This window comes from Campylobacter showae CSUNSWCD (genome assembly GCF_000313615.1).
GTDB lineage: Bacteria > Campylobacterota > Campylobacteria > Campylobacterales > Campylobacteraceae > Campylobacter_A > Campylobacter_A showae_A.
The window spans coordinates 46,509-60,489 of record NZ_AMZQ01000010.1 but is presented as its reverse complement, the minus strand read 5'-3'; the positions used below and the strand labels follow the sequence as shown (position 1 = coordinate 60,489).

Annotated in this window: 13 protein-coding genes; 8 read left to right on the top strand and 5 right to left on the bottom strand. The window is 45.7% G+C overall.

Annotation, left to right across the window (positions count from 1 at the left end):
* Positions 1-4: 4 nt before the first annotated feature.
* The 5 genes from CSUNSWCD_RS07800 to ccoG all read right to left on the bottom strand — a co-directional run bounded on the left by CSUNSWCD_RS07800 (position 5) and on the right by ccoG (position 7,862).
* On the bottom strand, positions 5-1,381 hold the full coding sequence (locus tag CSUNSWCD_RS07800) for an efflux transporter outer membrane subunit (protein WP_009495501.1): 1,377 nt from the start codon (positions 1,379-1,381) through the stop codon (positions 5-7).
* Complete coding sequence (locus tag CSUNSWCD_RS07795; protein ID WP_009495500.1) at positions 1,374-4,511, bottom strand: efflux RND transporter permease subunit; 3,138 nt, start codon at positions 4,509-4,511, stop codon at positions 1,374-1,376. Before CSUNSWCD_RS07795 ends, CSUNSWCD_RS07800 begins: the two co-directional genes overlap by 8 nt.
* Entirely contained in the window at positions 4,511-5,695 is a 1,185-nt protein-coding gene (locus CSUNSWCD_RS07790) for an efflux RND transporter periplasmic adaptor subunit (protein ID WP_009495498.1), read from the bottom strand. The genes CSUNSWCD_RS07795 and CSUNSWCD_RS07790 overlap by 1 nt, the downstream gene beginning before the upstream one ends.
* 119 nt (positions 5,696-5,814) lie before the next feature.
* Positions 5,815-6,447: a TetR/AcrR family transcriptional regulator gene (locus CSUNSWCD_RS07785; protein ID WP_009495496.1), complete on the bottom strand. Its 633-nt coding sequence runs from the start codon at positions 6,445-6,447 to the stop codon at positions 5,815-5,817.
* 62 nt (positions 6,448-6,509) lie between these two features.
* Complete coding sequence (gene ccoG, locus CSUNSWCD_RS07780) at positions 6,510-7,862, bottom strand: cytochrome c oxidase accessory protein CcoG (protein ID WP_009495494.1); 1,353 nt, start codon at positions 7,860-7,862, stop codon at positions 6,510-6,512.
* A gap of 136 nt (positions 7,863-7,998) precedes the next feature.
* Between ccoG and rpsU the strand changes: the two genes are divergently transcribed.
* From rpsU to CSUNSWCD_RS07740, 8 genes are all read left to right on the top strand, one after another.
* The gene (gene rpsU, locus CSUNSWCD_RS07775) at positions 7,999-8,211 is read left to right on the top strand and encodes a 30S ribosomal protein S21 (protein WP_002951513.1); all 213 of its coding nucleotides are present in this window, start codon (positions 7,999-8,001) and stop codon (positions 8,209-8,211) included.
* Between the two features lie 109 nt (positions 8,212-8,320).
* On the top strand, positions 8,321-8,986 hold the full coding sequence (locus CSUNSWCD_RS07770) for a MerR family transcriptional regulator (protein WP_009495488.1): 666 nt from the start codon (positions 8,321-8,323) through the stop codon (positions 8,984-8,986).
* Positions 8,983-9,633: a UPF0323 family lipoprotein gene (locus CSUNSWCD_RS07765; protein WP_009495485.1), complete on the top strand. Its 651-nt coding sequence runs from the start codon at positions 8,983-8,985 to the stop codon at positions 9,631-9,633. Before CSUNSWCD_RS07770 ends, CSUNSWCD_RS07765 begins: the two co-directional genes overlap by 4 nt.
* A 2-nt stretch (positions 9,634-9,635) precedes the next feature.
* Positions 9,636-10,814, top strand: coding sequence for a glutathionylspermidine synthase family protein (locus tag CSUNSWCD_RS07760; RefSeq protein WP_009495483.1), 1,179 nt, complete (start codon positions 9,636-9,638; stop codon positions 10,812-10,814).
* 9 nt (positions 10,815-10,823) lie between these two features.
* Positions 10,824-11,753, top strand: coding sequence for a D-2-hydroxyacid dehydrogenase (locus tag CSUNSWCD_RS07755; protein WP_009495481.1), 930 nt, complete (start codon positions 10,824-10,826; stop codon positions 11,751-11,753).
* Positions 11,754-11,755: 2 nt separating this feature from the next.
* The gene (locus CSUNSWCD_RS07750; protein WP_009495479.1) at positions 11,756-12,253 is read left to right on the top strand and encodes a YajQ family cyclic di-GMP-binding protein; all 498 of its coding nucleotides are present in this window, start codon (positions 11,756-11,758) and stop codon (positions 12,251-12,253) included.
* 243 nt (positions 12,254-12,496) lie between these two features.
* Positions 12,497-13,288, top strand: coding sequence for a YegJ family protein (locus CSUNSWCD_RS07745; RefSeq protein WP_009495477.1), 792 nt, complete (start codon positions 12,497-12,499; stop codon positions 13,286-13,288).
* 36 nt (positions 13,289-13,324) lie between these two features.
* The gene (locus tag CSUNSWCD_RS07740; RefSeq protein WP_009495475.1) at positions 13,325-13,966 is read left to right on the top strand and encodes a hypothetical protein; all 642 of its coding nucleotides are present in this window, start codon (positions 13,325-13,327) and stop codon (positions 13,964-13,966) included.
* The last annotated feature ends 15 nt before the right edge of the window (positions 13,967-13,981 follow it).

Genomic DNA, 13,981 nt, shown 5'->3' with positions numbered 1-13,981 from the left:
AAAATTATTCGGCCCTAAATCCGCCACCAAATGCCTTATATACGTCCACGACCGAGTCGATGAGGTTTAAATTTGCCGCGATGTCTTGGAGTCTAACCGAGAGTAGGTTGCGTTGTGCGTCGAGTAGCTCCAGGTGCCCCGTGTAGCCTTCTTCAAACTGATCCTTGGCTAGCTTATAGATTTTTTCTTGCGAGTGCAGGAGCTCTTTGACTTGATTTAGCGTTAGTTTGGCGTTTTTACGGTTGTTTAGCGCGTCTCTAACCTCGCCCAGAGCCTTTTTGACCGCCGCTTCGTAGGCTACGGCTGCGATTTGCTCGTTAGTTTCGGCTATGCGGACGTTGTTTTTGGTTCTGCCGTAGTCGAAAATTTTCTGCACCAAAGATCCGCCTATGCTCCACGTGTTTGCGTTGCTGATAAATATATTTTCAAAATCCACGCTGGAAAATCCAAAAAGTCCCGTTAGCGAGATGGACGGTAGATAATCGGCCTTTGCGACGCCGATTAGCGCGTTAGTCGCGTTTAGATCGGCGTAGGCTTTAGCTACGTCGCTCCTTCGCAGTAGTATATCTGCGCTCACGCCCGCACTCACTTCGGGCTCTTTAGGTAGCATTTTAGCGCTCTGCACGGAACCTTTTAGGATCTCGTCGTTTGATTTACCCGTTAGTATCGCTAATGACGTTAGAGCCTGAGACAGCGAGGTTTGCACCTCTAGCAGGCTTACTTTGGCGCTTTCGACGGCCGCTTTGCTTTGTAGATAGGTCGTTTCGTTTATGCCGCCTAGATCAAGCTGTGTTTTGCGAAGCGCCAGCGTCTCCTCGTAGGTTTTTAGCGTGTCTTTTAGCACGGCTTCGCGCATATTTAGAGCCACGAGCGCGAAGTAGCTTTTAGCCACACTAGAGCTTATGCTAAGGCGCGCGGTGGCGTAGTCGAGCTTGGTCGCGTTTAGACTGGCTTTAGCCGACTCGACGCTGTTTCGCACTCTGCCCCACAGATCTATCTCGTAGCTAAGGCCTAAATTTATTTCAGAGTTTCGGTAGCGCGTTTGGGGCTGTTTGGTGTAGGTCTCGCCGCTGCTTTTTGCTTTGGTGTAGCCGACGTTTAAATTTACGCTAGGAAAAAGATCGGCCTCAGAGATGCCTAGGCTTGCGGCCGCTTTTTGTAAATTTAAATAAGCCGTGCGAAGGTCGGTGTTTTTCTCTAGCGCGCTAGCTACGAGGGCGTTTAGATTTTCGTCGCCAAACTCCTTCCACCACTCGTCTCTGATGTCGCTAGTTTCAAATTTATACGTAGATTCAAATTTCGTATCAACCTCGGGGATCTCGGGTCGAAACGAGCAACCGGCTAAAAATAGCGCCGCGGCTAAAGTTAAAATTTTATACATTTTTGACCTCCTGTGCTCCGCTTGGTTTTTTATCCCAGACTTTGTTGTTTAGCTTTTCTAGCAGATAGTAAAACATCGGTATGAAAAATATCGCTATCGTAGTGGCCGCTATCATACCGCCGATCACGCCCGTGCCCAGCGAGTGGCGAGACGCAGCGCCAGCACCCGTACTGATAACCATCGGGAAAACGCCCAAGGTAAATGCGAGCGAGGTCATGACGATCGGGCGGAAGCGAAGTCTGGCTGCATTAACGGCAGCGTCAAATACGCTCTTGCCCGCTAGTCTTTCTTGCATCGCAAATTCGACGATGAGGATCGCGTTTTTGGCAGACAGACCGATGAGAAGCAGTAGTCCGATCTGGAAGTAAATGTCGTTTGTTAGCCCTCTAGCCCAAACAGCGACTAGTGAGCCAAAAACCGCGAACGGAACGGCCGTGATAACGGCTAGTGGGATGAGCCAGCGCTCATACTGCGCCGCTAGGATCAAAAATACGAAAATCATACCGAATATAAACGCCGTAGAGCCCGTGCCTTGCGAGCTAACCTCCTGATACGCGGTGCCCGCCCAGCTGATGGAGTATTCCTCAGTGCTTAGCGTCTGCTCGACCACCTCTTGTATAGCTTTTATCGCGTCTCCAGACGTGTAGCCAGGTTTCGGGTCGCCTTGGATCTTAGCCGCCGGGAAAAGGTTAAATCTATCCACGATATCGGGACCCAAAATTCTGGTTAGGGTGGCGACGGAGTTTAGCGGTATCATCTCGCCGCCACTTGAGCGGACGTAAATTTTACGCAGATCTTCGGGATTGTTTCTAAAACCGTCCTCGCCTCTGGCATAGACGCGGTAGGATTTGCCAAAAAGGCTAAAGTCGTTGATATAGTAAGAACCGAAAGTCGAGCCTATCGCGCTAAATATTTCGCTCTCGCTCACGCCAAACATCTGGGCTTTTTGCCTATCGATGTCGATTTTAAACTGGCGGTAATTAGTTTCTAGCGTCGAGCGTACGCTGGTTAGATCCGGGCGAGCGTTTGCCGCGGCGACTACTTTTTTCACGTCGGCTTCGATCTGGGCGTAGCTTTTGCCGCTTTTGTTTTGCAGATACATCTCAAAGCCGCCCGTCATCGAAAGACCCATGATAGGCGGGACGTTTACGACAAAACTCATCGACTCCTTCGAGCCCCAAAGCATGCCGTTAAAAGGCCCTGTTAATGCGTCTGCTTGGCTATCTGGCGTTTTTCTCTCGCTCCAGTCTTTTAGCTTGATAAAGCTGATGGCCGAATTTTCTCTAAGCGCGCCCGCAAGCATATCGTATCCCGCAAAACTCATCATAAACTCGACATTTGGGTTGCTAAGGATAGCTTGGTTGATATTTTGAACTTCTTTTTTGGTTTTTAGCATATTTGACGACGGCGGTAGCGAAGTGATAACCATCAACGCACCTTTATCCTCGGACGGTACGAGGCCGCTTGGGACTTTTTTAAACAGCTCATAAGTCGCAAAACCCATAATGCCTATCAAAATAAGGCTGATGATAACGTGGCGAAGTACCGTTGCTACGCCCGCAGTGAAAATTTTCGTACTCCAGTCGAAAAAGTCGTTAAATTTCTGCACAAACCAAAACGGCTTGCTCTCTTGTTTTTTTAGCATAACGCCGCAAAGCGCAGGAGTAAGCGTAAGCGCCACAAAGCCCGAGATACAAACTGAAGTAACGAGCGTAAGCGCGAACTGGCGCTGGATCACGCCGACAAAGCCCTCCATAAAAGAAACGGGGATAAAAACGGCCGAGAGAACGAGAACGATAGAGATGACGGGCGTTTGCACCTCCTCCATCGCCTTATATGTCGCTTCTTTGACAGTTATATTTTTATCCTCGTGTAAAATTCTCTCCACGTTTTCGATAACGATGATGGCGTCGTCCACGACGATACCGATGGCAAGTATGAGTGCAAAAAGCGTAATCAAATTTATACTAAATCCCATCGCGTATAGTCCGCCAAACGTGCCGATGATAGACACAGGAACGGCTAGTATCGGGATGATAGTGGCGCGGAAGCTCTTTAAAAACATATACATAACAATGATAACTAGGATCATCGCCTCGATGAAAGTTTTTATAACCTCTTGGATAGAAACTTCGATAAATTCGGTCGGGTTATACGCGATCGTGTGTTTAAAGCCTGCGGGGAAATTTTTACTTAGCTCATCAAGCTTTGCATTTACTGCTTGCGCCGTGGCTAAGGCGTTGGCGTCATTTTGCATAAAGATTAAAAGCGGTATAGAGTCTTGACCGTTTAGCATCGAGTCAGATGCGTAGCTAGCCGCTCCTAGCTCCACGGTCGCTACGTCTTTTAGCTTTAGCACCGCTCCGTCGGCGCTTTTGATTACTATATCGCCAAACTGCGCGGCATTTTTTAGACGGCCGTCCGAGCGAACGGAATAAACGTAAGGATTATCCCCGTCTGAGGGCTGCTCGCCTATTTTACCGGCGGCGTATTGGCTGTTTTGGATTTTTACTTGAGCGATGACGTCGCTAGGAGTTAGCTTGTAGTAGGCTAGTTTGTCTGGTTTTAGCCAAATTCTCATCGAGTACTCTTTGCTACCGATTAGCGCCGTGTCGCCTACGCCGTTAACCCTTTTAACCTCGTCCGCGATGTTTAAATTTACGTAGTTATACAGCTCGACTAAGTCCATGTTTGAGCTCGTAAAGCCGACTACCTCTAGGATCGAGCCGCTGCGTTCGCGCACGGTCACGCCCATATTTTGCACCTCTTGAGGTAGCCTTGAGAGCGCTGCCTGGACGCGGTTGTTTACGTCGATCGTGGCTTGTTTGGCTGAGGTACCGATTTTAAAATAAACGTTGATATTTAGCGAACCGCTCGAGCTTGAGGTGCTTTGCATATAGAGCATGTTTTCTACGCCGTTTATCTGGTCCTCGATCGCGCTGGCTACGGAGTCGGAGATGGTCTGAGCGTCGGCGCCCGTGTAGACGGCACTAACGGAAATTTGAGGCGGGGTTAGCTTGGGATACTCCTCGATGGGAAGCCCCTTTATCGCCATTGCACCCGCGATAACTATGATGATAGATACGACGGTGGCGAATATCGGGCGATTTATAAAAAATTTAGAAAACATCACTTAGCCTTTTCTTGCTCGTTTTTAGGCTCTAAATTTGTACCTTTGCCAAAGCTTGCGGTTAGGTCCTTGTCTATCTCGACGGGTGCACCTACGCCGATTTTTAGGAAGTTGTTTAAGATGATTTTATCATTTTCGTTTAACCCCTCGCTAACGACTGCGGCGTCTTTGGTTTGATAGGTGATTTTTACGTCTTTGGAGGCTACTTTGCCGTCCTCTACGACTAGTACGTAGGTCTTGACGTCGGTTTGTTGGAGTGCTACTTGAGGGATTTTAAATCCGTCTTTTTGGTAAAATCCGCCCATCGTCACGTGGCCGAACATGCCAGGTAGCAGCTTGCCCTCGTCGTTGTTAAATTCAGCCTTGGCTAAAACGGTGCCCATATTTGTATTTACGACGTTATCGATGAAATTTACCTTGCCGTTAAACTCTCCCGGGCCGACTTTTAGCACGGCTTCCGAATTTGTCTGCGCCCAGAGGCCGCTTTCTTGCATTTTGACGCGGTTTAGATTATCGACGTCGGAGATGTGGAAGTGCGCCTCGATCGGGTTGATTTTGGTTAGACGCACGAGCTGAGTCGTGTTTGCTACGACTAGCGAGCCCACGTCTACTAGGTTATCGCCCAAAACGCCGTCAAAAGGCGCGGCGATACTCGTGTAGCCTAGGTCTATTTTGGCGTTTTTAGCGTTTGCTCTAGCGCTTAGTAAATTTGCGTTTGCGATCTCGAGCGCCGAAACTGCCGCGTCGTACTCTTTTTGCGAAACGGCGTTTTTCTTATATAAATTTGAAATTCTGTTAAATTCGGTCTGAGCATTTTTTAAATTTGCGTTTGCTACGCCGATAGCAGCCTCAAGCGCGTCGTAGCTGGCTTGGTATTTTTCGGGATCTATCAAAAACAGCTTGTCGCCTGCTTTTACGTTGTCGCCTGGTTTAAAAAACTGCTTGGTTACCGTGCCGCTTACTTTTGGATATATGATTACGTCTTGCTGGCTCGTTAGGGTCGCGGTGTAATCAAAGCTGATCGGCACGTCTGATTTTTTAGCTACGAATACATCGACTTTTGACGGCGGCATTTGTCGTTGTTGTCCGGCTGCGGCCGCGCTTTTTTTATCGTTACCATCAAAGCATGCCGTAAAAAGCAACGACGCCAATAACAAAACCGAAAGGGTTTTAAAATTTCTCATAAATTTGCCTTTAATTTTTTTGGGATATTATACAAAAATTTGGTATGTAAATTTATTACAAATAAAGTTGGCTATTCTACTCTTATTTAAATGAAAAGTCAAATTTTTGAGGGGCGAATTTAGCGTTTTTTTACGCCGTGCAAAAACATATCTATGCGCGTTTTTACGTGCTCTTCGCGCTCTTCTGCGCTTAGCGTTATGTCCTCGTTTAGCAAAATGGCATTATAATGATAAGGCTCTCTAACGACTGCGGCAAACGCCTTGGCTGCGACGTAAGGAGAGATACATGGATTTAGTTGGACTCTTATATCTTCGCGCTCGAAAAAATCGATTAAAATTTTATCGATTTTGCTTAAAATTTGATCCAAAAACTCTTTACCTAAAAGGCCGTCGTTTTTTGCGCCTTCGCTCATCATCACTCTTGAGATTAGCGTGGTTTTCTTTTCACAGATGATGTCGAAAAATATCATCGCAAATTTGGTTAAAAAATCATCCAGCTTATGCGGCAAATTTAGATCGATTTTTTCGTCTATCTGCATTCTAAAGTCGTCAAATCCGCGCTCTACGATAGCGCGAAAGAGCCCTTCTTTATTTTCAAAAAATTTGTAGATGCTAGCCAGCGACCCGCCGCTTTTTTTGATGATATCCGTTAAACTCGTGTTTTCGTAGCCGTTTTCGAGGAAAATTTCAAGCCCGGCTTGGATGAATTTCTCTTTTCTCTCGGCGCTTCGTTTCGTCGGTTTCGTATCCATTTTTATAGCCCCCAAATTTTAAAAAATCTTAAAGTATGATTATACTATAAAAAAATAATTTTTTACTCACTTGGATGGGCAAAAATCGTCCGCCTCTTAACATTTATTTTTTCTTTGTTATCCGCTGCGTAGGCTGAGATTTCTATCTTCGTTGTTTGCTCATTTGTACCGGTAAATGCCGCTTTAGGCGCGCTTAGCACGACTACGACTCTCTTTTTTTCGCCCGCTTTTAACGAAATTTGAGTCTTTGGGCGCTCGATTTTTATCGGCGCTTTAGCTTCCTCTGCGCTAACGTCAAAATAAAACTCATGCGCGTGCGCGTCGGTGTTTTCAAACAAAAATACGTATGCGTTTTCGATCTGGCCGCTTTTATTTACCTTATACAGCTCGCTTGTGCGGTTTATGTTTAGCAGCATGCTCTCTTTTTTGGCGCTCATTAGCGTTAGCGCGGTTGCGGCGATAGCGATGGCGGCGCAGTAACCGATTGTTTTAAAGCGCAAATACCGCACTTTTTGCTTGGTTTTTAGCGAATTTGAGCTAGTCCAGCTAATTAGACTAGGCAAATTTAGCCCCGACATTGTTTTTGTACAGGCATCCACGCACTCTAGGCAGTTTATGCACTCTAGCTGCATGCCTTTTCTGATGTCGATGTGTGTCGGGCAAATTTTCACGCAGGCTTCGCAGCCGGTGCACTCGCTTTGCGGGTCAGGCGGCTTTTTCCAGAGTTTGGTTTGACCATCGTAAATTTTACCGCCGCGAGCCTCGTCGTAGATCACCTGCACGCTGTCGGCATCGATCATCACGGACTGCACTCTAGCGTACGGACAGACGTAAACGCAAAAGTTTTCGCCCAAAAACGCGACGTCAAATATCAAAAACGCAGCGATAACAAGCCAAGCTCCAAGTAAAATTTTATGCTCGGCGGGATTTGAAATTTGAGCGAAAAAGTCCTGCGGCGGGACGAAAAACCAGAGAAAATTCGCTGCCGCGATAAAAGCCAAAACGCTCCAGATCGCGACTGCTAGCGCGTTTTTGACGCCGCTCTCGGCAATTGTTTGTTTGTTTGAGACGCTTTTGCGGATTTTTAAAATTTTAGTTTGTATAAGGTCGCGGTAGATCGCGCGAAATATCGTCTGCGGGCAGCTCCAGCCGCACCAGACGCGGCCGCCTAAATTCGTCATAAAAAATATAAAAATAAAAAAAATGATGAGCACGAAAGGCATCAAAAATAGCTCTTGAACGTTAAATTTAGCAAAAAACAGATGCAGCTCGCTGCGCTCAAAGCTTAATAGGAAAAATTGATTTCCGCCGATAGATATAAAAGGTAAAATCAGCGCGGTACAGGTTATCAGGATGTAGGCGATATAGCGTTTGCTAGCAAATTTGAAATAATTTTTATATTCTTCTTTCGTCATAATTCATCCTGATTACAAAGTAGTGATAATTTTTGATAGATTATAGTTTTAATGCGATTAATTTTTTATAAATTCTCAAATTTACTAAATTTCTGCTATAATCGCCGTCTATTTTAATTGAAAGGTGGTGAGGACGTTGCCTGGTATCAAGGTACATCCTAACGAGTCTTTTGACGAAGCTTACAGAAAGTTCAAAAAGCAAACCGACAGGAATCTTGTCGTGACTGAAGTTCGCGCAAGACGCTTTTTCGAGCCTATGACCGAGATCCGCAAAAAACAAAAAATCGCGGCTCGCAAGAAAATGCTTAAACGTCTATATATGCTTAGACGCTACGAGTCAAAGCTCTAACCAAAAGGGTCGCTTCGGCGGCCTTTTCTTTTTTCAAACTCCCGTTTAACTCGCATCAAAGCCAAAATTTGCCATAATCTACGCCAAATTTAACGATCAAAGGAAAAATATGTCCAAAGTGCCCGTGAGCGAGGCCGCGGAAATCTTAGGCGTAACCAAGGAAGCCGTCTACAACCGCATTCGTCGCGGAACGCTAAAAACCTTTGAAAAAGACGGCGTAAAATACGTGGTTTTGGACGGCTACGAGCCCCAAGCCGCACCCAAATCAGCGCCCAAAACTTCAAAATCCGCTAAAAGCTCGGAGTCAAAAAAAGCTGCGAAAGCTGGCGAATTTGACGTCAATGAATTTCTACTCTCGCAAATTGGCGAACTAAAAGAACAAAATCAAAATTTGCAAGCCGACAAAGAGAGGCTTTTTCGCGAAAAAGAGCAAATTTTACTAAACAATAAAACTGAAATAGCTCAAATTTACCGCGAAAGAGACGAGAAACTAAGGGGATTTCTAAGCATGCTCGAGCGTCCGCTACTAGCGCGTCAAAACGGCGAATACGTAGCCCCAATCGACGTCGAATTCGTCGAGAGCAAGCCTGAAAACGAGGGCAAATGGACGAGCCTGGCTGAGTTTTTAAAATCGCAAAATTTAAGCGGCAAGAGCCTCAAAAAAACGCAAAATAAAATCATAAAAAACATCGGAAAATCAAAATTTATCAAATTTAAAAAAGGCGTGATAATGGTCAAAAGCAAGAAAATTTCAAAGGAGCTAGATAAAAAATGAGAGTTTTTAAGCATATCAAAAAAGTAGCCAGCTACGCTGCCGTGGGCGGCTTTGGCGCGGTGGTAGCGGCCGGGCTGGCCGGTTGCGGTAGCAGCGATAACGGCGGCGAAAGTAGCGCACTAAACGAAGCGGCGCAAAAAACGGGAGCATTCGTCATCATCGAGGAAACCGCTCCGGGCAAATATAAAGTCCTAGAAGAGTACCCAAGTAGCGAAACGCGCGTAGTGCTAAAGGACATCAACGGTACCGAGCGCGTGCTGAGCAAAGAGGAGATGGATAAGCTAATCGCCGAGGAAAACGCTAAAATCGACGCCGGAACGTCAAATTTGACGAGTCCAAACGCTCAAAACGCGCAACTTTCAAGCGGCGGTATGAGCCTTGGCGAGACGCTTCTAGCCTCGGCTGCAGGCGCGATCATCGGCAGCTGGATCGGTAACAAGCTATTTAACAACCCGGGCTATCAGTCGCAGCGCCAAAGCGCGTATAAAAACCCAAGCGCCTACTCAAGGAGCGTCGATAGCTTTAACAAAGCAAAAGCTACGAGCTCGGCGGGCAAATCAAGCGGCGGAAAGAGCGGATTTTTCGGCGGGTCTAGTAGCTCAAGCTCAAAATCAAGCTCAAGCTCGAGCTCAAGTTTTGGAGGCTGAGAATGATAAATTTAAAAAAAATCAACCCGTTAAATAACGAATTTTTAGGCGAGATCGGCTTTACGTGGCACACGGATCCGGACGGCAGCGATTACGTAGCAGATGAGCTAGTAGAGGTTAGCGAGGCGCAGGCTGAGGCGTATTATAACGCCGTAAACGAGCTATACGATATGTTCGTCGCAGCCGCTCAGCACATCATCGACAACAACCTCTATCACGAGGTCGGCATCCCGTTTAATCTAGTTGATCTCGTGCGCGAAAGCTGGGAAAACGACGTGCACTGGCACCTCTACGGTAGATTTGACCTGGCAGGCGGGCTGGATGGCAAACCGATAAAACTGATCGAATTTAACGCCGACACGCCGACTGCCGTGTTTGAGACGGCGATCATCCAGTGGGCGGCGCTTAAGTTTAACCGCATGGACGAGAGTGCGCAGTTTAACGACCTTTATGACGCGCTAAAACAAAACTTCAAGCGCCTAGTGACGCTAGATGAGGAGACTGAGAGTTTTAACGAGCACTATGAGGGCTGGAAAATTTTATTTAGCTCGGTGGCCGGCAGTAGCGAGGACGAGCAGACCGTGAAGCTACTGCAATATATCGCCGAGGAGGCGGGCTTTCACACGGCGTTTGCCTATGTCGATGAGGTCGTATTTAACGACGAGGAGGGCGTATTTTTCGACGGCGAAAACTACGAGTACTGGTTCAAGCTCGTGCCGTGGGAGGACATCGCCATAGAGGAAGGCGAGCTAGCTATCATCCTAAAAAACATCGTCCAAAATCAAAAAGCCATCATCCTAAATCCCGCATACACACTGCTTTTTCAAAGCAAAGGCATCTTGAAAATTTTATGGGATCTATATCCGAATCACCCGCTTTTACTGCAGGCTAGCGACAAGCCGATCGCAGGCAAAAAGTGCGTGAAAAAGCCGGTTTTTGGGCGAGAGGGCGCAAACGTGAGCGTGATCGAGGCTGACGGTAGCATTAGCTCGCAAAACGGCGGCGACTACGGCCAAAACCGCGCGATCTATCAGGAATTTTACGAATTTAATAAAGACGTCGCCGGAAATAGCTATCAAGCGGGCGTCTTTTTCGCATACGAGGCGTGCGCGCTGGGATACCGTAGAGGTGGCGAAATTTTAGATAACTACTCCAAATTCGTGGGGCATTTTATCAAATAAGGATGCAAAATGAAATTAGTCTGCCTCGATGCCGCGACGCTTGGAAGCGACGTAAATTTGGATGTTTTTGGGCAGTTTGGCGAGTTTGTTAGCTTTGAGACGACCGCCGCGGCCGAGCGCATAGAGCGACTAAAGGGCGCGGATGTCGTCATCACGAACAAGGTCGTCATCGACAAAGCCGTGATGGATGCTTCAAATTTAAAGCTAATCTGCATAAGTGCAACTGGCATGAACAACGTCGATCTCGCGTACGCCGCGGCAAAAGGTATCGCGGTAAAAAACGTCGCGGGCTACTCCACCGCTAGCGTCGTGCAGCATACGTTTGCTTGCCTTTTTGCGCTGACTAATCGCATCAAATTTTACGATAATTACACGCAAAGCGGCGAGTGGGCGAAGAGCGAAATTTTTACGAATCTAGACCGCAGTATCGGCGAGATAGCGGGCAAGAGCTTTGGCGTCATCGGGCTTGGCGAGATTGGCAGGGGCGTGGCGCGCATAGCGGCGGCATTTGGCGCGAGAGTGAGCTATTACTCAACTAGTGGTGCAAACGCAAACGCCGAGTTTAAAAGGCTAAATTTGGGCGAGCTTCTAAGCGGCTGCGACATCGTGAGTATCCACGCTCCACTAAATGAAAAAACGCGAAATTTGATCGGTGAGCGGGAGTTAAATTTAATGAAAGAGGGCGCCATACTGATGAACTTCGGACGCGGCGGCATCGTGGATGAGAGCGCCGTAGCCCGCGCGATAGATGGGCGGAATTTGCGATTTGCCTCGGACGTGCTGGAGACCGAGCCCATGCGCGCGGATCATCCGCTACTTCGTATCAAAAATAAGGAAAATTTGATACTCACTCCGCACGTAGCGTGGGCGAGTTTTGAGGCTAGAGAGCGGCTCGTAGCGATGATCGCGGAAAATATAAAAGAATTTTTGAAAGGATAAAAATGGCAACTGAGCATAGTTTTGATATAAGCGCAGCGGTCGATATGATGGAGGTTAAAAACGCTCTTGAGACGGCGAAAAAAGAGATCGCTGCTAGATATGACTTTAAGGGGCTGGCGGCTGAAGTGGAGCTAAATGAAAAAGAGAAATTTATCACGCTTCTTAGCTCAAGCGACAACAAGATCGACGCACTAAAAGATATAGTGATCTCAAAACTTATCAAGCGAAATATCCCACCAGTTGCGATCACCGAGACAAAAAGAGAGCCAGCGAGCGGTGGAAATTTAAAGGCGACGCTAAAGCTAAACGACACGCTTGACGGCGAAAACTCAAAAAAGATCACCAAAGCGATCAAAGACTCAAAGATCAAGGTGAGCGCGCAGATCAGGGGCGAAGAGATCAGAGTGACAAGCAAAAGCATAGATGATCTGCAGGAGTGTATAAAGCTGGTGAGGGGGTTAAATTTAGAACTTCCGATAAGCTTTAAAAACCTAAAATAACAGCTTCTCGTGAGTGTCTTTAAATGAGCTAGAAAAATTCTCACTCCGCAGGCTATGTGCCTAGCGCATGCTTGATTTTTCGTCGCAACATTTAAATCCATCTCACGATATTTTGTGTTTCGCTTTGTCATTAAATTTGCAAAACTGTCGCCTGTTTTTTCATTCAAAATTTGGCCGGTTTCGTTTTAAATTTGGCAGTTTTTTGCAAATTTACACTTAAATTTATTTCACTAAGGATAAAAAATGAGCTTTTTTAAGAAAATTTTTGGCAAGCAAGTCGATCTTGGCGAGCAGATGCCGATCTATTTTGTAAGCAATGACGAAGACTACATGCAGCACGCATTTGAGCAAGCTCGCGAGAGTTTTAGGTATTTTTGGCGTGAGCTTTACTGGGAGCGCCGCAGGATCGTGCCAGCACTTGACTATGCGATGGTAAAAATTTGCTTTCTTGACACCATAAACGGCGAAGAGGTGGGCGAACACATGTGGATAAACGACGTAGAATTTGACGGCGAAACGATATATGGCACGCTCGTAAATGAGCCAGACACAGTGCAAAACGTGAAAGTTGGCGATCAAGTAAGCGCAAAGATAGAAGAGATGAGCGACTGGCTCTTTGCCATTGGCGGGCGCGCATATGGCGGATTTAGCGTGCAGGCGATGCGCTCACGCATGCAAAAAGATGAGCTAGCCGAGCATGACGCGGCTTGGGGGCTTGATTTTGGCGATTTTAACGATATTTTGGTAGTTTACGAGCAAAAAGAGCATCCAGAAAATTTGATAGAGCATCCGATGAGTAAAAATATGACCGAGCAGTTTGAAAACTACGCAAAAGAGCACCCAAGCATAGCTACAGACGCCGATGAGTTTGGATACACACAGCTTCATCACGAGGCGATCGCTGGAAATTTAAACCTTGTAAATCTCTTGCTAAAATATGGCGCTAATAAAAATGCCCGCACGAAAAGTGGCAAAACGGCGGCTGAATTTGCTGAAAATTTGGGTTGGAAGCACATTGCAAAGGTGCTTGCATAGTTGGCAAAGAATTTTTAAACAAAAAAGGTTTGAAATATGAAAAGTTTTGAGAGATTGGTTGAAGATAAAAATAGAGTTATTAAAGATTGCGACAATTTTATTAAAGAACTCAAAGACATTTCATTGCAAACTAGTGGTATTTCAACTTTAATTAAGTTACTTTCAGAGAAGAAAGAAAAATACTTAGAATTAAAGTATGATAATTATAAAGAATCAACACTATCCATAGAGAATCTTGACGAGAAAATTTACAGACAAATTGTTTTATTAGAAAAACAAAATAGTCAAGAAGCAAAGTTTACACTAGAAAAATTTGGATATGAATATAGGGATCAGCAGAAAATCAAATTTATTTTTAAAAAAATAGATTTTGCAAAAAAACACTACAAAAGTCTAATAGCATTACTTGGCTTAATGCCATTTATAATGTATTTTGTTCTTAATAGAAACATAGGTTACATTCCATTGCCTGAAAGTGGTGACATATTCTCGATTCTAGTTTCGCTAGCTTTAGCAGGGCTTAGTTTGCTATTTATATTATATCTTATGCCAATATTACAGTTGGCTGTTGTATTTTATATGCGAGATATTAAAGGTATCTTGCCAGTTTTTCTTCTTTCGATAATTTTATCTGTAGCATTAATTGTTTTGATATTAAACGACATTAGTTGGATTTAAAAAAATTTAGAACTA